19 protein-coding genes are annotated in these 20,637 nt (G+C 40.2%); 2 read left to right on the top strand and 17 right to left on the bottom strand.

What is annotated here, in order from left to right; genetic code table 11:
• Window positions 1-8 precede the first annotated feature (8 nt).
• From sufB to JBW_RS06665, 7 genes are all read right to left on the bottom strand, one after another.
• Window positions 9-1,415 carry a Fe-S cluster assembly protein SufB gene (gene sufB, locus JBW_RS06695; protein WP_007956842.1) on the bottom strand — a complete coding sequence of 469 codons (1,407 nt, stop codon included), beginning with the start codon at window positions 1,413-1,415 and terminating at the stop codon, window positions 9-11.
• On the bottom strand, window positions 1,408-2,187 hold the full coding sequence (gene sufC, locus JBW_RS06690; RefSeq protein WP_007956843.1) for a Fe-S cluster assembly ATPase SufC: 780 nt from the start codon (window positions 2,185-2,187) through the stop codon (window positions 1,408-1,410). Before sufC ends, sufB begins: the two co-directional genes overlap by 8 nt.
• 468 nt (window positions 2,188-2,655) lie before the next feature.
• Window positions 2,656-3,183, bottom strand: coding sequence for a 2-oxoacid:acceptor oxidoreductase family protein (locus JBW_RS06685; RefSeq protein ID WP_007956844.1), 528 nt, complete (start codon window positions 3,181-3,183; stop codon window positions 2,656-2,658).
• Between the two features lies 1 nt (window position 3,184).
• The gene (locus JBW_RS06680; protein ID WP_007956845.1) at window positions 3,185-4,003 is read right to left on the bottom strand and encodes a 2-oxoacid:ferredoxin oxidoreductase subunit beta; all 819 of its coding nucleotides are present in this window, start codon (window positions 4,001-4,003) and stop codon (window positions 3,185-3,187) included.
• Window positions 4,004-4,022: 19 nt separating this feature from the next.
• On the bottom strand, window positions 4,023-5,150 hold the full coding sequence (locus tag JBW_RS06675) for a 2-oxoacid:acceptor oxidoreductase subunit alpha (RefSeq protein ID WP_007956846.1): 1,128 nt from the start codon (window positions 5,148-5,150) through the stop codon (window positions 4,023-4,025).
• Window positions 5,151-5,165: 15 nt separating this feature from the next.
• The gene (locus JBW_RS06670; RefSeq protein ID WP_007956848.1) at window positions 5,166-5,351 is read right to left on the bottom strand and encodes a 4Fe-4S binding protein; all 186 of its coding nucleotides are present in this window, start codon (window positions 5,349-5,351) and stop codon (window positions 5,166-5,168) included.
• Window positions 5,352-5,537: 186 nt separating this feature from the next.
• The gene (locus JBW_RS06665; RefSeq protein ID WP_007956849.1) at window positions 5,538-6,521 is read right to left on the bottom strand and encodes a Gfo/Idh/MocA family protein; all 984 of its coding nucleotides are present in this window, start codon (window positions 6,519-6,521) and stop codon (window positions 5,538-5,540) included.
• 514 nt (window positions 6,522-7,035) lie between these two features.
• On the opposite strand from JBW_RS06665, the gene JBW_RS06660 reads away from it, so the two are divergent.
• Window positions 7,036-7,503, top strand: a complete 468-nt coding sequence (locus JBW_RS06660) for a hypothetical protein (protein WP_007956850.1) — start codon at window positions 7,036-7,038, stop codon at window positions 7,501-7,503.
• Window positions 7,504-7,825: 322 nt separating this feature from the next.
• On the opposite strand, the gene JBW_RS06655 is transcribed toward JBW_RS06660, so the two are convergent.
• The 8 genes from JBW_RS06655 to JBW_RS06620 all read right to left on the bottom strand — a co-directional run bounded on the left by JBW_RS06655 (window position 7,826) and on the right by JBW_RS06620 (window position 15,463).
• A complete protein-coding gene (locus tag JBW_RS06655; RefSeq protein WP_007956851.1) occupies window positions 7,826-8,290 on the bottom strand; it encodes an FMN-binding protein in 465 nt (154 codons plus the stop codon).
• A complete protein-coding gene (locus JBW_RS06650) occupies window positions 8,287-8,976 on the bottom strand; it encodes an ABC transporter ATP-binding protein (protein ID WP_007956852.1) in 690 nt (229 codons plus the stop codon). The genes JBW_RS06655 and JBW_RS06650 overlap by 4 nt, the downstream gene beginning before the upstream one ends.
• A gap of 14 nt (window positions 8,977-8,990) precedes the next feature.
• Window positions 8,991-10,130: an ABC transporter permease gene (locus JBW_RS06645; RefSeq protein WP_007956853.1), complete on the bottom strand. Its 1,140-nt coding sequence runs from the start codon at window positions 10,128-10,130 to the stop codon at window positions 8,991-8,993.
• On the bottom strand, window positions 10,127-11,410 hold the full coding sequence (locus JBW_RS06640) for an ABC transporter permease (protein WP_007956854.1): 1,284 nt from the start codon (window positions 11,408-11,410) through the stop codon (window positions 10,127-10,129). The genes JBW_RS06645 and JBW_RS06640 overlap by 4 nt, the downstream gene beginning before the upstream one ends.
• Before the next feature lie 13 nt (window positions 11,411-11,423).
• A complete protein-coding gene (locus JBW_RS06635; protein ID WP_007956855.1) occupies window positions 11,424-12,686 on the bottom strand; it encodes a DUF2318 domain-containing protein in 1,263 nt (420 codons plus the stop codon).
• A gap of 184 nt (window positions 12,687-12,870) precedes the next feature.
• On the bottom strand, window positions 12,871-13,425 hold the full coding sequence (locus JBW_RS06630; protein ID WP_007956856.1) for an iron transporter: 555 nt from the start codon (window positions 13,423-13,425) through the stop codon (window positions 12,871-12,873).
• Window positions 13,422-14,609 carry an FTR1 family iron permease gene (locus JBW_RS06625; RefSeq protein WP_007956857.1) on the bottom strand — a complete coding sequence of 396 codons (1,188 nt, stop codon included), beginning with the start codon at window positions 14,607-14,609 and terminating at the stop codon, window positions 13,422-13,424. The genes JBW_RS06630 and JBW_RS06625 overlap by 4 nt, the downstream gene beginning before the upstream one ends.
• Before the next feature lie 212 nt (window positions 14,610-14,821).
• Window positions 14,822-15,463, bottom strand: a complete 642-nt coding sequence (locus tag JBW_RS06620) for a TonB family protein (protein ID WP_007956858.1) — start codon at window positions 15,461-15,463, stop codon at window positions 14,822-14,824.
• A 592-nt stretch (window positions 15,464-16,055) separates the two neighbouring features.
• Here JBW_RS06620 and JBW_RS06615 point away from each other — a divergent pair.
• Entirely contained in the window at window positions 16,056-17,639 is a 1,584-nt protein-coding gene (locus JBW_RS06615; RefSeq protein WP_007956859.1) for an AsmA family protein, read from the top strand.
• A gap of 276 nt (window positions 17,640-17,915) precedes the next feature.
• Here JBW_RS06615 and JBW_RS06610 read toward each other — a convergent pair whose 3' ends face one another.
• Window positions 17,916-19,100 (bottom strand): sugar ABC transporter permease, encoded by a 1,185-nt coding sequence (locus tag JBW_RS06610; protein WP_007956860.1) that lies wholly within the window; start codon window positions 19,098-19,100, stop codon window positions 17,916-17,918.
• On the bottom strand, window positions 19,097-20,626 hold the full coding sequence (locus JBW_RS06605) for a xylose ABC transporter ATP-binding protein (protein ID WP_007956861.1): 1,530 nt from the start codon (window positions 20,624-20,626) through the stop codon (window positions 19,097-19,099). The genes JBW_RS06610 and JBW_RS06605 overlap by 4 nt, the downstream gene beginning before the upstream one ends.
• Between the last annotated feature and the right edge of the window lie 11 nt (window positions 20,627-20,637).

The raw sequence follows: 20,637 nt of genomic DNA, 5'->3' as shown, positions 1-20,637 counted from the left end.
ATCATCCCCTATCCAATGGTGCCTTCCAGTTCTATATTAATTAAATTATTCATTTCCACAGCATATTCCAAGGGAAGCTCCTTGGCAATCGGTTCTGCAAACCCTCTTACAATCATAGCTTTAGCTTCTTGCTCACTAATACCCCGGCTCATGAGATAAAAGATAGCCTCCTCGCTGATTCTGCCAATTTTTGCTTCGTGACCGATATCTACCTCATCATTTTGAATATCAATGACCGGCAGGGTATCAGAACGAGAAAGATCGTCCAGCATTAAGGATTCGCAGCTTACCAAGGATTTGCAATGGTGGGCATTGGCCGCTACTTTTACCGCACCACGATAAACAGCAACTCCTCCGCCTTTGGAAATAGACCGGGAATTAATATTGGAAGAGGTATACGGTGCCGCATGAATCACAGCCGCCCCTGTATCCAGCACCTGCCCGCCAGCCGCAAAAGTGACACCGTTAAAATCCGCTCGTGCTCCTTCTCCCTTGAGAATACTACGGGGATACAGCATAGAAATCTTAGAACCAAAAGAACCAGAAACCCATTCAATGCTGCCATTTTTTTCTACCAAGGCTCGCTTGGTATTTAAATTCAGCATATTTCTCGACCAGTTTTCGATGGTAGAGTAGCGGAGACTAGCATCTTCTTTTATGTATAACTCAACGCATCCTGCATGCAAATTCGTAACATTATATTTAGGAGCAGAACAGCCTTCAATAAAATGAAGTTTCGCCCCTTTATCCACGATAATTAATGTATGCTCAAACTGCCCTGCCCCTGGCGAATTCAAACGAAAATAAGACTGCAGCGGTATTTCCACCTGAACACCAGGCGGAACGTAGACAAAGGAACCACCTGACCAAACAGCTCCATGCAGGGCTACAAATTTATGATCATTTGGTGTAACAAGCTTCATGAAATATTCCTTAATCATAGGCTCATACTCTCTTAGGGCACTTTCCATGTCAGTATAGACTACACCTTGCTTGACCAGTTCTTCTTTGACACTGTGATACACTACTTCAGAATCGTACTGAGCTCCTACACCAGCTAATGATTCTCGTTCAGCTTGGGGAATTCCCAGACGTTCAAATGTATCTTTAATATCATCAGGAACCTCTTGCCACTTTCCCTTCATTTCTGTGTCTGGGCGGACATAGGTAACAATATCATCCATATCCAGTTCGTGCAGAGAAGGTCCCCATGTCGGCATAGGTGTTTGATTGTAAATTTCTAAAGAACGAAGGCGAAACTCTCGCATCCATTCTGGATCATTCTTTTCTTTGGAAATATCCAGCACAATTTGAGGGGTTAGTCCTTTTGAGGCTTTATAACGATAGCGATCTTTATTTTTAATATCATAAAGACCTCGATCAATATCCTCAACAACAGTCTTTTTCTTATCCATGAAGCGTATTCACCTCACCTGAATCCAGAGCGTCTCCTCCCAGATGTAGAAAACCATTTTCATTGATTTGGGATATCAAAGAAGCATCACCCGTCTGGAGAATTTTCCCGTTCATTAAGATGTGAACATAATCTACGTCTAATTGCTCAAGAATCTTGGTATTATGTGTAATAATTAAAATTGCATTCTGCTCGTTTTTGAAGTGTTTTACTCCTGAGGAAACAATACGAACGGCATCAATATCTAAGCCCGAATCCGTTTCATCCAGCATTGCCAATTGAGGATTGAGCATCATCATTTGTAATATTTCATTTCTTTTCTTTTCTCCACCTGAAAAGCCGACGTTTACATGTCGTGCTGCATATGTATTGTCTATTTTTAAGCTCTCCATAGCTTGTTTCAGTTCTTTCTTAAAAGCCATAATTTTAATAGTTTCACCGGTTATCGCATTTTTTGCTGTCCGCAATAAATTTTCTACCGTTATCCCTGGTATTTCTTCAGGATTTTGGAAAGATAGAAAGATTCCTTTTCTAGCTCTTTCATAGGTTTTTAAAGCTGTAATGTCTTCACCCTCAAAAGCAATGGACCCAGCGGTTATTTCATACTTTGGATGGCCCATAATCAAATTCACTAACGTTGATTTGCCGGAGCCATTAGGACCCATAATAACATGAACCTCGCCTTTATTAATTTCAAGATTCAAGCCTTTTAAGATTTCTTTGCCTTCAACGGCTGCATGTAACCCATGAATTGCTAAGAGTTTTTCTGCCATTTTTTCACCTCATTATTACTATCCGTCAGTTATTATCTTTATCTATTTTTCAGGGTTTAATCCCTAGTATACATAGTGAATTGCTAGGAATTAAATTTATTTTATTCTTTTTTGTACAGCATGTCAAGCCATACAAGATTTGTAAAAATATTTAAAATCTTATTGTTATAATATTGAAGTAAGTAAAATGCTGATGCATACTTTAAACAATCGAACCACAAAGACGCAAAGGACACAAAGGGTTCTATTTACAACTTATTTTGTGTACTCCTTTGTGTGCCGCATCAGCGGCATTGTGCCTTTGTGGTTCATAATGTCTTATATTTTTCACCTATAAAACTTATAATTCCTATAATTAAAAATAATAAGTAAACGCTGTAACGCTAAATATTCTATTTATCAATTAAACTATAAAAGGAAGCAGCCTCTAAAAGATGCTGCTTCCTTTTGCATGAAACTAACCTCTCTTTATTTAGCAACTAACGCTATGCCAAGTTCAAGAGCACGTTTATTAATGTCTTCTGTTCCCTTTGGAACTCTGTGAAGAATTGCTGTTGTAATGGATTCAACACTCACTGCTTTTGTTGTGGCTACAATCGCCCCTAAAGCAACAATATTGGCAAATAATGCCTTTCCAAGTTCTGCTGTCACTTTTTCCGTAATGGGAAGATGATATACATTTTTTAAATGATCTGGTACTTTTTTAACAAAAGTTGTATCAATCATCAATATGCCATCAGCAGGTAAATCCTTTGAGTACTTATCCACCGCTTCTTGAGTCATTGCCAAAACAAGATTAGGCTTGGTTACTTTTGGATAGTGGATTGCTTTTTCCGAAATAATAACTTCTGATTTACTAGCACCACCTCTTGCCTCTGGTCCATAAGACTGAGACTGAATGGCCATCTTGCCATCGAGTAATGCTGCTTCTGCTAAAATAATACCTGCCAAAATTAATCCCTGTCCGCCAGAGCCAGATAAACGCATTTCAATCATATTATTTAGCTCCTTTCTGTGCTCTATCAATAATTGCTTGATATTGTTTTGTATATTCCGGTGCCTCACTTTGATGCAGTACACCGATTTTGAATTTTCCTTCCAGTTGTTCTGGACTTAATTTTTTAGCTGCTTCTACAGTAACCGCATTATCACGCTGGGTTTTAAGCATAGCAGAAGCATCGCCTTTTTTGTTTTGACGACCGAAATAGATCGGACATTGGGTCACTGCCTCGATCAAAGAAAATCCATCATGACTAATACCTTTGGCAATCACGTCCACTAGCATATTGGCATGAAAAGCCGTACCCCGGGCTACGTATGTAGCGCCAGCAGCTTTTGCCAATTCTGCTATATCAAAAGCACGTTCTAAGGTGCCATAAGGTGCAGTTGTTGCTTTACTATCCGTTGGCGTCAGTGGTGAATATTGACCGCCTGTCATGCCATAAATGTTGTTATTGAATAAAATAACCGTTAAATTAATGTTACGGCGAGCAGTATGAATGAAATGATTGCCGCCAATGGCAGTGCCGTCTCCATCACCAGTAATAACAATTACATTTAGTTCAGGGTCAGCCAGTTTAATACCCGTAGCCACAGGCAAAGCACGACCATGCAGCGAATGAACCGTATCAAAATTCAGATAGCCTGATGCTCTTGAAGAACAGCCGATGCCGGATACAATTACGGTTTTATCCTGGTCAAGTCCTAATTTATCAATCGCTTTTATAATAGAACTGGTAACAATACCATTACCACAGCCTGGACACCAAATATGCGGCAAGCGAGGGCGATAGTATTTTTCAATTAATTTTTCCAATCTATTTTACCTCCCTAAATTAAAGATTTTTCACAAATTCTAGTAATTCTTTTGGTGAAATCGGCTCAGAGTCATATTTAGACATTGGTTTTACTGGTACTTTGCCTTCCACAGCTTTTTTGACTTCACCCACCATTTGACCGTAGTTAAGCTCAGGAACAACAATCACTTTCACTTTCTGGGCCAATTGGGCAATCTCTTTTTCAGGGAAAGGCCATACGGAAATTAGGCGGAACATGCCAACCTTAATACCTTCTTCACGAGCCATATCAATCGCTGCATATGCAGAACGCGCAGTTCCCCCATAGGTCACAATCGCAATTTCAGCATCATCCAGTTTATATTCTTCATACATAGTGATTTTATCAATATCACGTTCTACCTTCTCATGCAGCCTTTTAAGAAGCTTTTCAGTGGCTGCAGGGGACCCATTTGGGAAGCCCGTTTCATCATGTACTAAGCCTGTTACATGATAGCGGTAGCCTGTACCGAAATCAGCCATAGGAGGTACACCATCACTATCCGGCTCATAGGCTTTAAACTCACTAGGTCCTACTCTTGGACCTTTGCGGACAGGTTTTTCAATGGTATCATAATCAGGAATCTCTATTTTTTCACGCATATGCCCAATGATCTCATCTAACATTAATAGAACAGGCATGCGATATTTTTCTGATAGTTCATAAGCCTTAATAGTCAGAGTAAAGCACTCTGGTACACTTGCTGGAGTCAGGGCAATAACAGGATGATCCCCGTGGGTTCCCCATCTTGCCTGCATCATATCTCCTTGAGCAGGAGCTGTCGGTTGTCCAGTACTCGGACCTACCCGCTGTACGTTGGCGATTACAATCGGAACTTCTGCAATCGTCGCATATCCAATAAATTCTTGTTTTAAAGAAAAACCAGGACCACTTGTAGCAGTCAACACTTTTTTACCAGTCAGAGAAGCACCAACAATCGCTCCAATGCCTGCAATCTCATCTTCCATTTGAATAAATTTGCCACCAACTTCTGGCAGGCGTTTTGCCATTATCTCAGCAATTTCCGTTGACGGTGTAATTGGATAACCTGCGAAAAACGTAACACCCGCAGCGATCGCACCTTCAGCACAAGCTTGATTTCCTTGCAAGAGCAGTACCTTTGCCACTTATAAATCACTCCCCTATTTTTTTTCTACAAATATTGCATAATCAGGACAACGCATTTCACATTGTTTACAGGTAATACATTTTGTTTCATCTACAACTGTAATCTTGCCTAGAGCATCTAGCCCTAATACTTGTTTAGGACAGAAAGTTACACAAACTCCACAGCCTTTACAATGCTTTCCTATGGTTTTTATAGCCATACCTTTCACCTCCATCATTCTCTTGAGATACTTAGATAATTGCGTCCCATTATAAGGGTATAAGACATAATATATATGAAATATGTAAAACTGTAAAGGCAAGACATACGACAAAAACCAATGTCTTTGTAGAAATTCGTCATTTTTGCCAAACAACAATGCTATTGCATAGTTGCACCTATATTTTTACACATCTGCTGGAAAGATAAGACCGATTTGCTTTCTACAATCATCTATGACTTCCATTACATCTAAGGATAGCTGCAAGGAATTAATATTTGACTCTATTTTATGATTGTTTATTAAATGAATAAACTCTTCTACCTCATAATACATAAAGTCATTACATTGTTCTTGTCCAATATCCTCACTTGAACCATTGTTATAAAAGATTTTTACCACTTTCGGTGTTGATATTTTATCAATTACAATTATGCCTTCTTCTCCCTGTATTTCATTGCTGGCTTGAGAATTGGTAATCTTCGAATGAGATATGATAACTTCCTTATCAGGATAGTGAAGAACAACACTGCCTGCACCATCAACGCCAGAGTCTAACATAATCCCATTCGCTATCACTTTCTCTGGTTTGCCGAAAAGATAGATAGCAGGATAGATACAGTAAACGCCAATATCCATGATCGAACCATTAGATAATGCAGGATTAAAGGCATTTGGTACTTCCCCCATCTTATAGGCGTCATATCTAGATGAATATTGACAAAAGTTTGAGAAGAATTTTCTCACTGCACCGATTTTATGAAGGTTTTGCCTAACAGCCTGAAAATTTGGCAAAAAAGTACTTTTCATCGCCTCCATCAATAGCACCTGATGCTGCCGAGAAGACTCTACCATCATAGATAGTTCCTTGCGATTAGAAGCAATGGGTTTTTCACAAAGCACATGCTTGCCATGAGACATAAACAGTACAGCTTGCTTGGCATGTAAAGAATTAGGACTCGCTATGTATACTGCGTCGATTTGATTGCTCTGGGCCATCTCCTGTAAATTAGTAAACCGATTTTTCACCCCATGACGTTCTGCAAAAAGCCTCCCCTGCTCTTCCGTTCTGGAATAAACAGCATCTAAGGAAAATTCACTATGCAGTCTAGCACACCGAATAAAATCATCAACAATCCGACTCGTACCTACTACACCAAAACGAACCATAATTATCCTCCTCCTGATACAAGAATATCTACCTAAGAATGATAATAAAAAAAAAAACTGCACGGTGAAAAATTAAAACCATTTGAACCACAAAGACGCAAAGGACACAAAGGGTTTTAGTTATACTTTTTTGTGCACTCCTTTGTGTGCCGCAGTAGCGGCATTGTGCCTTTGTGGTTCATAAAATCTCATCGTTTTCCATCTTTAACAACTATACTATCTCTATTTATAAGAAAAGACTTGGCTTGTGCCAAGTTGGTAAAGAGGCAGGCAGAATTTTTATTATACCCACATTAAATATACATTCTTCCTCCATTTCTAATCCCCTGCCTATTAATATAGAAGTTAAAATTAAACTTTAAACAATTGTTTATTAACATCATTATAATAGCTGCCATTCAAATGACCTTCTTAAAACATCAAATACTGTTAAAAAATTTGCATATTATCATCATTTTAGGTAAATCTATAGATAATCTACATAATCTACTGCAAATGCCAATAGGAGGTTTTTATGAAAATTATGCAAGATAGAAAATGGACGAATCTTACCATAGGCTTATTCCTATCAGCGGCTATTTTTCTGGGAGGATGCACAAATCTTAACCCAGTTACTCCTGTTGATCCCAATCCCTCCCCAACAACTCCAACCGTCCCTACCAAACCAGTAGACGATCTGAAAGATATTAAAGTGGTCTATAACTACAGTGATAACGAAAAAGTACAGTTATCTGCCAATAATCTGATGTTAAAAGTAGGTCAAAAATTAATCCTTGAACCGGCGCCAGGCCTTACCCAGAACACACGCTTCACCTCCTCAGGTGAATACTTCTTCGGCGATATACTAAAACAAGAAACGGGTGGCCCAGACACTGGTAAAGCCATATTTACAGCCATCGGTCCAGGTAAAGGCAAACTTACCATTATTCCAAACACCACGGAAACAGCTCGGGCCAGTGAACTTTGGGTAACAGTCCAATAAATCGTATTGATACATTGTAAAGAGGTCATCCCAAAAGCTTCTAACCTTTGGAATGACCTCTTTACTTTCTTAGCAAGAAAGTTCCTATCCGCTAACTTTATGCTTATTTTTTACTATACCGCACCAGCACTCCTTTTGCCAAGGTATCCTTATTAAATGAAAAGAAAAAACTCTCTACGGATTCAAAGTAGAGAGTCTAACAGTGCCTTTGTGGTTCATAAATTTTTATGTTTTTTCACTATAAAACTTATAAATAGCAAAAATAAGCGAAGAAAATCGATTTTACGATTTCCTTCGCTTATTTTTTTGAAAAGAAGAGTGATCATTTTGCCTGATCTAATGCTGATTTTACAGCTTCAGTAAATTGCTTATGAGAAACGGTTGCTCCTGAAATAGAATCTACACGATCCACATTTTGCATTTCTACCAGCTTGGATCCATAGGCAGCTGCACCTTTTACCCCTTGCTGCGCTTTCTGATAGAATTCAGGATTTTCAATTTTCCCACTCGTCTTTCCATAATCTATATCCTTGACCTTACCATCTTTTTGAATTCCTCGATAGTCGGCCTTAGCGATTTTCCCCTGTTGAATGGTAAGGGTTATTTCGCCTACTGCTCCCCGTTCATCAGGGCTGCTTTTAGCTGTATATGTGCCATCCTTATAACTGTGGCTATGCTCACTATGGCTGCTGTCACTGTGAACATTATTTGGTTTTTGACTACTGCAGCCAGCAAGGAGAAGCCCGATTAAGACACTTGCTGCCGCCATGGATACCCCTCTTCTCATGAGACTTCTTCCTCCCTGCAGACAACTCTACGGTCTTTCCAGTTGGCTATACGACCATGTTCCAATACAATGCATCGTTCAGCCAGTTCGGCAACTTTTGGATCATGAGTAACCATAATAATGGTATGTCCTTCGCGATGAAGCTGCTGGAAAAATTCTAATACAATCTTTGCATTAGCTTCATCCAAGTTGCCCGTTGGTTCATCAGCCAAGATCAACATGGGATAGTTAATTAGAGCACGGGCAATACATACCCTCTGCTGTTCCCCGCCAGAAAGCTGACTGGGTAAATGGCGAGCCCTCTCTTTAAGGCCGACTCTCTCTAAAGCTAATAACGCTTCTTGTTCGTCAGGCATACTATGATAATATTGAGCTACCATCAGATTTTCTACTGCTGTTAAATAAGGAATCAGATGAAACTGCTGAAATACCAGTCCGATTTTATCTCGCCTGAGCATCGTCAGGTTCCCTGCAGTAACATCAGTGAAATCTACACCGTCTAAAACAATTGATCCCGTGGACGCTTTATCCATACAACCGATTATGTTCATTAGGGTCGTTTTACCAGACCCCGATGGCCCCATCAGTGCCAGCCATTCGCCCTTTTCTACTGTTAAATCAATCCCTTGAAGGGCTTTCACACTCCCGTAAACCATCGATACATCATGCAATTCTAGTAAACTCATATCCATTAACCTCCTCACTCGCCTCTGAGTACAATCGCTGGTTCAACTTCCGTTGCAATTTTTACTGGGATTAGGCATGCTAAGCCAGTAACTGCTATAGAAACAACCAATGCTAATAGAGCAATCAAGGGCTGAAATGAAATCATCCTGCCAAACACGTTGACACTTACCGCTTGAGCAAAAAAGAATCCTAAAATCGTCCCCAGCAGACCGCCTAAGGCTCCTAATGCCAGACCTTCCCCTAAAAACTCAAGGATAATGCTGCGATTTTCCGCGCCCAGCGCTTTCTTTAAACCAATCTCTTTACGCCGCTCTGTAACAACTGCCATCATCGTTGTAGCTACACAAATTAAAGTAAGCAGCAATACTACAATTGTGACTAAATAAACCAACGCCTGCAGCTTTCCAAGGACCGTTTGCTCCGACTGGGTCACCTGTTTCACTAAACGCGGTGCCACACCAGGAACTTGCTCTCCAATTTGTTGTGTTAATGTGTTTAGTTCTGCCTCATTAGCCGTAATACTGACCTGAGCAATACTAATCACACCTTCCTTCTTCAACATCTGTTGAAGCAAAGACAGATCAAGAAAAATAAAGTTTTCTTCCGAACCTCCTGTCCGAAGAATACCAGCAACTTTCACCTTTTTTTCAGTTTCGCTGCCAGCTGCCGCCAGAGTCACTTGCTGTCCTGGTTCAATCTCTAATCGTTCTGCCACTTCAGCACCAATAACGATATCCTCAGACTGATCCGCTGGCCACTCACCACGGATCTGCCAATAAGGGCTTACTTTCTTTACAGCCTGGAAATGCGTACCTGCAACTAGAAAGGGCTGTTCATTTAACTTAATACGGTCATACAAATACGGGGCAATGCCAATTAGCTTATCAGACGGCAAAAGCGCAGTCGCATTGGCAACCAGATTTTGCGCCATCACCTGTTGATCACCAGCTGGTGTTAACAATAAATTAGCACCATAGGAGCGAAACTCCCTGCCCATTTGCCTAGGAACATCGTAATAAATGGTAACAAGCCCTGATACAACAGTCGCGCCAATCGCCACAGCCAATAACGCAATCAACATGCGAGACCGACGACGAAGCAAGGCATTCCAGATCATCTTCGTGTACATTGAATATTTTGTCATCTTTATCACCTGCCATGAAGTACTGCTGCCGGACGCAGCGATAAAAGCATTCGCATAGCCGGAAGGCTACCGACCAAAGTAATTAGAATTACTGAAATAATGACCCAAGGAATGACCATCGCATTAATTGCTACGGCTGTACCAAAAACATTGTGACCAATAATTTGGGCAAATCCCAAGCCTAAAAAATAGCCTGCAATACCACCAACTAAACCAGTCGTCATAATCTCCGTGAGAGTTAGCAGTAAAACATCCCGATCTGTTGCACCAAGTGCTTTAAGTAAACCAAACTCCCGACTGCGCTCCATAATATTAGCCATTAAAAGATTCGAAATGCCAAGAGCTGATCCAGCTAAGCTGAGTCCTGTGATCAAGAGCATTAACAGCTGGGTCTTTTGCAGAATAGTCCCTTCTGATTCAGCAACTTGCCGAACTGGCTTGGCACGGGAATCACCGACAGCTTCTTCGATTTGATAAGCAATTGAACTGACATAAGCTGTACAATACCAAGTTTCCCATTCTTTTAGGGAAAGACTTTTTGGATCATGGGCTGCTTTGCGTGCTAATTCATTTTCTGGTGTTGTTATAGCGCTTACTTCTATTTTACCAATTTTACCTGGAAGATTTAGCCCTTGTTGGACAAAAGGCAGGGTTACAAAGATTTGATCATCTTCAGCACCGCCGCTGTTAAAAATACCTTGCACTGTTAGAGCTTCTCCCTGGGTACCTCCAGGCAAGACAATCTCCACCGAATCACCGATGTGAAGGTTTAATTTCCGCGCTAATGTAGAACCAACCATCGCTCCCTTAATGTCAGTATCATTAATCCAATTTCCCTCAACTGTCCACCAGGATTTTAGTTCTTTGATTCCGGTTTCCACAACTTCACCAGTAGGCAGCTCTAGTTGTCGGTTAAACCAGGTTCCTACTACGGTTATATCATCCGAACCGACAGTAGCCTTCGTTTCTAGTAAAGGAGAAAATGCAACAATATTATTAGCCCAAAAAATAGTTTTTAACTTACCAACATCAGCTTCCTGCAAATACTGCCCTGTCTTTCCAGAACTGGCTTCTATTCCATAAACATCTCGTAATACTGATGCCGCCCGAGGAATCACTGTAATGTTTGCTCCATACGCTTTCAGTTCCCGATTTACCTTATCGCCTACATCAAGCATTACATTCAGCATGGCTGTTGTCAGCGAAACACCCAATGCAATGGTAATGGCTACCATAAACATTTTCCGGCTCTGTCTAACAAGAGCTCCTTTCAGCATCTCCCAAAACATCTCGTATCCTCCTTTACTTAAATCGATTCTTTTCTTGCTCTAACGCCTGGGCAGGTACGATCATTTTACCCTGATCTACTTTGTATTCCAGCGGAATCGGATTACATCCACCTTTAAAACCAATAGTTGCTGTATTCATTACAACATCACACAGCATGCAAACCACTTGATTATCTCGCTCGAAGTAACCAGTTGGTCCGCAAATCTCACAAGCATCCAAGCCAACACCGTAAGCGGAACCACTTTTTTTAATCACGATAAACCGTACGGTTTCACCTGTTGTTGAGCGATAAGAGAAGCGGTGTAAATGACCATCATCAACTTTTTCCAAAGGAATACGAACTTGCTCTCCTTCGGCAACTACCGCTACAGCTGGAACAATTTCGACTTTTTCATCGGCATATGCCATACCAACGGTTGAAACCAGAAACATAGTGCATACACCTAAAGCTAATGCTCCGCTCCAGCGCATTTTCTTACGAGTCTGCATTAGTATTTTTCTGTATTGAGCAGGATTAAGCCCTATAGGCTTTTCCGGCTTGCTCTGCAACATCAACACCACTGGCAAAAGCAATGTAACTGCAAGCAGTGCGTATAAGAACCAAACTTGATGATTAATCAAAGGTCCTATAATCGGCGTCATTTGCTTCGTGGTTAAGAAAATCTTTCTTACGGCCATTATCTGAACTATAATGAGAGCTTGCTTCGCCATAACCACCAAAAGTTGCGCCGCAAGAATAGCAATGATCCTTTGGGTCGACAAAAGACTCGCAGCCCGGATAATTGCCAGACCAGTCAACCAGGTCAAAAGCCCCCCTAACAAAAATCCAATCATTTTCATGAGAAACTCTAGACTGATTATCTCATTGGTAAAGGTAATCATCTCAATTGGAAAAAGAATAAAATCCAATCCATGATACAGCAGCAGGGCAGCAGCAACAATACAAGACGCACCACCTGCTAGTTTATACTTATCAAGAGAAACCCCCTGCCTGACATTCCACCACAGAAATCCCAGCAGTGACATTTCGCCAATCAGCCCCAATACAAGAACCAAACCTTCATACACTTCCCGCTTCACGGCTTTTGTACCTAACTTTACAGTCGCAATAAAAGCAGCCCCCAGGATTCCCCATTTGATTCCGCGCCAGATCCACTTCTTAAAAGCTCCCGACTGATCCTTACTGGCCAGAGCCAGCAATATCGCTAAAGGGATCAAAGCAATAGCTAAATTTTGCATGGTCGGTATCATGTTTTGCAGTATACTTTGCAGCATATTTTTCTCCTTTCACTTTAATTTTTTAACTATACTAAAAAACAATAACCTAACATCCTTTTGAACTATAAAGAGACAAAGCACACCCTAGAATATTTTCTTTGTGTGCAAGGAAAGGGACATTATGAAATTCTTAAACTATAAAAAGGTCCGGGAAAAATCATCCCGGACCGCCAGTCTTTTTTTACCAACTTCTAGGGATATAGTCGAAATCCCAATGTAGAACTACTGGTTTTTCCCAGAAATGACCTTCTACACCTGTTTCTTTATCAACATGCAACATATAATTTTGGCGAGCTGGACTCTCAATCGTAAAGGCTGCATCGTATGTACCAGCACCTTTCATCTTGATATTAGCGCCATAATGAGGTCCATCACTAGCATTCATCGGCATAAGAGTACCTTCAATCACTTCACCAGTACCTTTTTTCGTTAATTTATAATGTACTGTCAAATAAGGAATAAATTCAGCAACACCAAAACCAGTATTATTGCCTTCAATAGCAGCAATATCTGTTTCCAGATGAATATCTGCTTTATCTGGTGTTAATCCCATGCCTGCTGGTTCCATTGTTATCGGTTGAAAATAAACAAGAGCAACTTTAAACCCAGCTTCTGGCACTTCGATGTCATCACCAACGGGATATTCCTGGAACCCGGCTGCAAAAGATTGTCCTACTGATAATCCAAGCACTGTTAAGGCAACAAAAGTCATTGATAAAAACTTTTTCAAATTCATGATACGGCCTCCCTAATTTTTTTCTTTTTTTGATAGATGCTATTTCCAAGAACCATTAATACAAGAAAGAATTGTGGCAACAGAGTTTCAACTGTCGGATAGATTCCCAAAACATCAAACATAGGCATCCCCTCCAGAAGCGTAACTCCAACTAAACCTCCTTCCTGTAGCTCTTTTACTCCGCCACCAGCAAAACTAATTGCTAAAATAAACATTAAAATACTAGTTCCCTGAAAGAAAGGTTTCAATGGAAGCTTAAGACTGCCATAGCGAACTACTGCAAAAATCACGACTAAAGCGAGACACCCCGCACCAAATCCCAGCCAAATCATTTGCATATCATCACCGGCATCATTAAATAGTGCCTGATAGAACAATACTACTTCAGCACCCTCACGATACACGGCTAAAAAAGCAGCGATTCCCAAGGAAAAAGTATTATTTTTAGTCAGAGAATTTTGGACCTTGCCTTCAATATAATTCCCCCAGGATTTTTCATCTGACTTGCTTTTCATCCAATGTCCAACGGACAAAAGAACGAACACCGCTATCAGCATAGTCGTACCTTCCATAATTTCCTGGCTGGCACCACTGAGATTAATCACAGAGCGGAATAAAATAGCCGTTAAAAAACTCGCTACGATAGCGGCCCCAGAATAATTATAAATAACCTGTGTCTTTTCACCATTTCCAGACTTAATCAGATACGCAATAATAGCACCAATAACCAAAATCGCTTCCGCGCCTTCACGAACCATAATCAGAAAAGCCGGCCAAAAAGTTGCCATAGAACTGCTTTGTTTACCACCGCCATCCATTTGAGCAACGTCTTCACGCATCATTCCAATGATCTCTTTAATCTGCTTTTTAACGTCTGCCTCGGGCGCTTGATTGGTCATCAATTTTTTAATAGTGCTAAACTTGTATTCAGTCAAGTTGGCCCTTTTAGCGGAAACAGTCGAGTTTACTGCCTTTTCCAAGCCATCTTTTTCATACATCCCATAATACGCATCATTTACTATTTTCTTGGCCCCAGCTGTATCTCCGCTTTTATACACAGTTAGAGACTGATCCAGTGTTTTTTCTATTTTTTCAACGACAGCATCCCATTTAGGTGCTGCAAAAACCATCCCCTGACTAACTACTATAAATGCCATAATAACGACAAGTAACCATTTACGCATATATTCACCTCCTTCTATATTATTGTTAATTGATAATAAAATCCATTATCAATTAACAAATGATGAAACATTCCAGCATTTGTTAGAATCTAAATATTTCATATGTATAATATGGAAATATTTTTAGTGATGATATATGTAATCATTCTCACTTAGAAATAATACTGCTAAATATGTTTATTGTCAAGATGTGGATTTTTTTCCTAAAATCACTACTCTACAGTAAAGGGAATCGTTAATATGGTAAGACAAACGATTGGTCTGCCTTCATTATCTTTTGCAGGTTCAAATTTCCATTTTTTAGCTGCGACTATCGCTGCATCATTAATACTTTTATATCCAGACGGAACTGCTATTGATACTTTGCCTGGTAACCCATTCTTTAAAATTTGCATCCGAAGCACAACATTAACCTTACGGCCAACTTCTTTCATCTCTGGGGGATTCACAGGATCAACCTTTACTAATACGATTGGCGGGGTCCCAAAGCCAATTTTTTTGCCGCCAGCATTTACTTTATCAGGTGTAACAACAGCCCCTTCTTTTGTCTCTGGCACCTTTATAGGTTCTACTACCTTTTCCGCTATATCATCCTCAACGACTGGCGGCTGAGGTTCTGGAGGATAGTCGGGCTCGGTTGGATCTGGTATCGGCGGTGCTGCTGCAACCTGTGGTTCCGCCTCTGCTATATCATCACTAGGAACATCGATTAAACTCAGTTCCATCATCTCTTCATCGACAAGAGGAACATCTTGTTCTCGAAAAGCCAAATAACCAGTTGTTACCCAAAGAAAAATATGTAAAAAAATAGATAAAGCAATTGCTTTATGCCAACTACTCTTATAAAACATCATTGAATCTATACCTCACTTCCCGTTTAGTCATGATAGGTACATCTCATACCGGAACCCCTTTTTAAAAAATAAAACAAATTCATGCCAGCTATATTCAGCAGTAGAAATAAGTAAAAAAATGAATTAAATAATGATAATTAAATTCATTTAATGACACAAGTTTTTTCCTAATCTATAACACCATTGTCACAATATAATATTTCAATTTATTCTATTGAAAATGAAAATCGTTATCTTTAATATTATGATACTCTTTTCATATTGTAAATACCTTCCTACTATTTTTTTGATTTTATTTTGTTCTTTAATTTTAGTTGCTTAAAAATATTCTTATTTTTTTCAGGAAATAACTAGGATCGTATTCATTTATAAATCACTCCTCTTCATTACCCTTTAGTCCACGAACGTCTTACATGTAAGCATATTGTCTTACATGTTTTGAGTGTCTCTTCTTTTCCATCCTTTACAAAATCCCTTATTTATTCTCTTTTTTCAGTAAAAAGTAAAGAGGATTATGGCAAAAAAACAAGAATTAAATTTTTATGATATTTATTATTAAACAGGCAACCATTAACGCCGAAGGGGAGCTTACATGAAAGGTTGGATAGCAGCACATAAGCGAATCACATTCATTGTACTAAGTATGGTTTGTACAGTGCTTGTTCTTTGGCAAGTATTTGCCGTTAAAATTAGACAGGATATACAAGACACCCTTATTCAGCGAGTCAGCCAGCAAATCAACGGACAATTGACAGTGGAAAGTGTTGATTTATCATTGTCTGGCCGCATAAGAATCCAGAATGTCTCTCTCTATGATCAGCAGGGTGCACTTTTAGCCCAGGTTCCAGTAATCAAAATGCAGTATCGCTGGTCTGATTTGACTAGCGGCAGCCTCGGATTACCCAAAATTGAAACGGTTACTTTAGAAGGAGGAGAACTTTGGCTCAAACAGGCCAATGATCATTTTAACTGGGATGACTTACTCAAAAAAGAACAAGATGAATCGACTCCCTTTCGCAGTAAAGTTGAATTAGAAGACGGAAAAATACATATTGAAACTTCCCTGTTTTCTCAGTTATTAGAAAATGCAACAGGTACGATTGACTGGCAAAACAACCCAGAGATGACGATTTCTCTCAAAGGTAAAGCAGATCAAAGCATAGTGAATGTAAACGGACAATGGGGTGAAAATCTTCCCGGAGATTTTCACATCCAAATTGATACTCTCGATGTACTCAAATTCAAAGAACTTTTTGCCAATACAGCCTATTCTCTGGAAGCAGGCACGATACAGCCATTACAGATTACAGTAAAGCAGGATACCAAAGGTACTTTACATTATCAAGCAGAAGGCAGTTTTTCTGATCTGAAATTAAATGGTAAAGTGGGAATACAGGAAGGACAAGGAAATTTCAGCAGTAACGAAACAGGACTCCATTTCAAAGATGTAAGCCTGTTGATTTCTGGTCAACAAGCACAAGGTCAAGGTACTATTTCCTGGATTGATGGTACGGACAACCTTGATTTTTCTTTGACTTTGCCTGATGCTGATCCCGCCGCTTTTGTATCGGGAATAACTGCAATGCGTCCGCTAGCCTTGCAAGTGCAAATTGCCGGACCAGTTGCGCAGCCTCATATCACAGGTAATTTCAGTCTGCCCCAAATCAGTTTCAGTAGTATGGCAGTCAACAGCGTTACAGGGAACTTTCGTTATACGGACAATAAAGTACTGCTGCAGCAGGTTCAAGGCACTGCCTATCAGGGAAATTTAGCAGCTAGCGGATCTGTAATGACAGAAGATCAAAGCTATGAACTGGATGTAAACGGACAAGGTCTTAATAGTTCACAACTAACAGATAAAGACGTTCAAGGTCCCCTTGCTTTTAACGGTCACGTCAGCGGTAAGGGTGAGACAGCTGTCACGAGAGGAAACTTTAGCATCCACGATGGCAAAACCTACGGGGTTGCCTTCCAGAAGATGACGGGCTTATTTGTAAAGAAAGGAACTACTACGGATATTTCCGGAATCGCCATTCAAACTGCTTATGGAACCATCTATCCCGAGCAACTTAGCGAAGAAGCCCTAGAAAGGCTGAAACAACATGATATTCCTGTATCCAAAGGAGAACTAAAGCAAGCGGTGACTAATAAACTCCTTGAAAAACTAATACGCTGAGTTTCAGAAAAAATGCTGCGAGTCCTTTAAAACATATAAAATGAATTGACCCACAAAGACGCAAAAGACACAAAGGGGATGTAATTATATTTTTTGTGTGCACTCCTTTGTGTGCCGCGGCAGCGGCATTGTGCCTTTGTGGTTTATTATTTCTTATATGTTTTCACTTACTTGCAAGACTTATAATTTAATGCTATGAAAAAAAGAAAGACAAGCTCCTGCAAGGTTAATCTACTTTGCAGGAATTTGTCTTTTTCCAGTATTATTACCTTCACGCTACCGCTTATTTTTCGTAGCGATATCCACCCAAACAGCTAGTACCAATATAGACCCTTTCACAATAAACTGCCAAAAGGTTTCTATATTTAACATACTCATACCATTATCCAAGCTTGCCATTACCAGCGCACCGACAATCGCGCCACCGACGCTGCCTACACCGCCCATCAGACTGGCTCCCCCGATGACACAAGCTGCAATAGCATCCATTTCGGCATTTTGACCAGCTGCTACCGAAGCTGCATTCAAGCGGGAGCAAAGCAGTACCCCGGCAATTGCAACCAATAATCCATTGATGGCAAATATACTCAATGTCATTTTTGTAACATTGATACCTGATAATTTAGCTGCTTCTGCATTGCCGCCAATTGCATACACTCGACGGCCAAATACGGTTTTAGTCAAAACGTAAGAAAAGGTAACAGCCATGATTGCCAGAATGAGCACCGGCACAGGGAACCCCTGGTAAGAATTAAGAATGATAATAAGTAAGCCAATTACTACAGCAGCAAAAGCAATTTTTGCAATTTCAACGGACATTGGCGGAATTGCCAAACCGTATTGGGAATGTAGTTTTCGACCTGAAAGGGCCTTATAAACAAGAACGGCAACAGCAATTAGGCCCAACAAAATACCAACCCCGTCAACTAGATATGCATTACCCACAAAACGGATGCTTGGGTCAAGAGAAGCAACGGTAGTTCCTTTGGTCATACCTACTAATATACCTCTAAATACCAGCATACCTCCTAGAGTGACAATAAAAGCCGGTATCTTTTTATAAGCAATTAACCAGCCATTAAAAATACCAATCAACAAACCAAGGACGAGAGTAATCCCTATCGCTAAAATTCCATCCACTTTGAGCCAAACATTAAGAACTGCTGTAATACCTCCCAATAGCCCCATAAGCGACCCAACTGACAGATCAATATGCCCGGCAATAATGATAAAAACCATACCGATAGATAAAATACCCGTAATGGACATTTGTCGAAATAAGTTAGACAAGTTTCTAGAGGTTAGAAAATCTCCGTTTGTCGTCATGGTGAATATAACCCAAATCGACACTAATGCTAAAATCATAGTATATGTCTTTACATCAAAATGAAACATGGATGCCAAGGATATTTTTTTCTCGCTGCCCATCCCAACTGCCTCTTTCTTCAGCTCCGTTGTCACGCAGTAGCCCCCCCTACAGCACAATGCATTATTTGTTCCTGATCCAAATTTTTATGGTTCAAAAATTCGCCTTTTATCTGCCCTTCATTCATGACCAGTATTCGATCAGACATTCCCAGGACTTCCGGCAAATCAGAAGAGATCATAATAATACCGATACCATCTGCAGCCAAGCGGTTCATCAGATTATAAATTTCATATTTTGCACCAACATCAATGCCGCGGGTTGGCTCATCCAAGATCAGCACCTTCAATTTACGCAGCAAATATTTTGCCAGCACAACCTTTTGCTGATTACCGCCACTTAAGTTTTTAATGCAAGTATCCAAGCCGGGTGCTTTTATCTTTAACCTTGCCATATAATCATTTGCATCGCTTAGTTCCTGACAATCATCAATACGGTCCATTGCCAACCGATATTTTTCAATAGTAGCTAGTGTCATATTCTCCCTGACAGACATGATCTCAATGATGCCATGGCGCTTGCGATCTTCGGGCAGCATGGCAATTCCCTGCTGCAATGAATCATTCGGATGGTGAATGGATAATAGATTCCCTTCCAGATAAACCTCCCCATGACATTTTCCATCATAAAAACCATAGATTGATGATACTAGTTCCGTACGCCCAGCCCCTACTAAGCCGGCAAATCCTAAAATTTCACCCCGTTTCAAGGAAAAATTAGCATTATCGACTAACTTTCTACTGGGATCACTTACATCATATACCGTATAATTTTTAACCGTAAAAACCTCTTGCTCTGTAATGTGTACCTCTTTGGGGTATAAATCGGTAATTTCCCGGCCTACCATCATCTCCACAATCTCATCCTTCGTTAGCGTACGGGTTAGTTTAGAACCAATAGAACGTCCGTCACGAATAACGGTCACTGTATCCGCTAATCGGAGGACTTCATCCAGTTTATGAGATATGTAAATACAAGTAACGCCCTTAACCTTCAATCGTCCCAAAATATCCATAAGAATCTCTACTTCTCCCTCGGATAAGGAAGCTGTAGGCTCATCCAAAATAAGTAACGTAGCATTTTTCGCTAACGCCTTGGCAATTTCGACCAACTGCTGCTGGCCTGTTCCCAATTGTTTTACCAGTGTGTAAGGATTGACATCCAGCCTCATTTCCCTTAAAAGTTCTTGCGTTTTTGACAACATCGCCGGTATATGAATACGCCCATGAGAGCTAATTTCATTACCAATAAAAATATTTTCATATACGGGAAGTTCTTTAAATAAAGCCAATTCTTGATGAATAATTGCAATACCGGCTTTTTCCGCATCAGCAATGTTTTTAATCATCATTTTCTCCTGATTAAAAACAATATCCCCCTGGTAGGAGCCGTGGGGGTACACACCGCTCAGTATCTTCATTAATGTTGATTTACCGGCACCGTTTTCACCACATAAAGCATGAATCTCACCTTTTTTTACAGCAAAAGATACCTCATTTAAGGCTCTCACACCCGAAAATTCTTTGATAATTCCCTTCATCTCCAAAATCAAATCGTCCATTTTTATCCCCT

It is taken from the genome of Pelosinus fermentans JBW45, assembly GCF_000271665.2.
GTDB lineage: Bacteria > Bacillota > Negativicutes > DSM-13327 > DSM-13327 > Pelosinus > Pelosinus baikalensis.
The sequence above is the reverse complement of the archived record's forward strand: the minus strand, read 5'-3'. Positions and strand labels throughout refer to the sequence as shown.

Excerpts from the sequence above, each read along its gene's own strand:
- JBW_RS06665 (WP_007956849.1), bottom strand. The coding sequence starts at position 6,521 with ATGGTTCGTTTTGGTGTAGTAGGTACGAGTCGGATTGTTGATGATTTT.
- JBW_RS06620 (WP_007956858.1), bottom strand. The coding sequence starts at position 15,463 with ATGATGTTTTATAAGAGTAGTTGGCATAAAGCAATTGCTTTATCTATT.
- JBW_RS06630 (WP_007956856.1), bottom strand. The coding sequence starts at position 13,425 with ATGAATTTGAAAAAGTTTTTATCAATGACTTTTGTTGCCTTAACAGTG.
- JBW_RS06670 (WP_007956848.1), bottom strand. The coding sequence starts at position 5,351 with ATGGCTATAAAAACCATAGGAAAGCATTGTAAAGGCTGTGGAGTTTGT.
- JBW_RS06640 (WP_007956854.1), bottom strand. The coding sequence starts at position 11,410 with ATGTTTTGGGAGATGCTGAAAGGAGCTCTTGTTAGACAGAGCCGGAAA.
- JBW_RS06625 (WP_007956857.1), bottom strand. The coding sequence starts at position 14,609 with ATGCGTAAATGGTTACTTGTCGTTATTATGGCATTTATAGTAGTTAGT.
- JBW_RS06655 (WP_007956851.1), bottom strand. The coding sequence starts at position 8,290 with ATGAGAAGAGGGGTATCCATGGCGGCAGCAAGTGTCTTAATCGGGCTT.
- JBW_RS06635 (WP_007956855.1), bottom strand. The coding sequence starts at position 12,686 with ATGCTGCAAAGTATACTGCAAAACATGATACCGACCATGCAAAATTTA.
- JBW_RS06615 (WP_007956859.1), top strand. The coding sequence starts at position 16,056 with ATGAAAGGTTGGATAGCAGCACATAAGCGAATCACATTCATTGTACTA.
- JBW_RS06605 (WP_007956861.1), bottom strand. The coding sequence starts at position 20,626 with ATGGACGATTTGATTTTGGAGATGAAGGGAATTATCAAAGAATTTTCG.
- JBW_RS06660 (WP_007956850.1), top strand. The coding sequence starts at position 7,036 with ATGAAAATTATGCAAGATAGAAAATGGACGAATCTTACCATAGGCTTA.
- sufC (WP_007956843.1), bottom strand. The coding sequence starts at position 2,187 with ATGGCAGAAAAACTCTTAGCAATTCATGGGTTACATGCAGCCGTTGAA.
- JBW_RS06685 (WP_007956844.1), bottom strand. The coding sequence starts at position 3,183 with ATGATTGAAATGCGTTTATCTGGCTCTGGCGGACAGGGATTAATTTTG.
- sufB (WP_007956842.1), bottom strand. The coding sequence starts at position 1,415 with ATGGATAAGAAAAAGACTGTTGTTGAGGATATTGATCGAGGTCTTTAT.
- JBW_RS06650 (WP_007956852.1), bottom strand. The coding sequence starts at position 8,976 with ATGAGTTTACTAGAATTGCATGATGTATCGATGGTTTACGGGAGTGTG.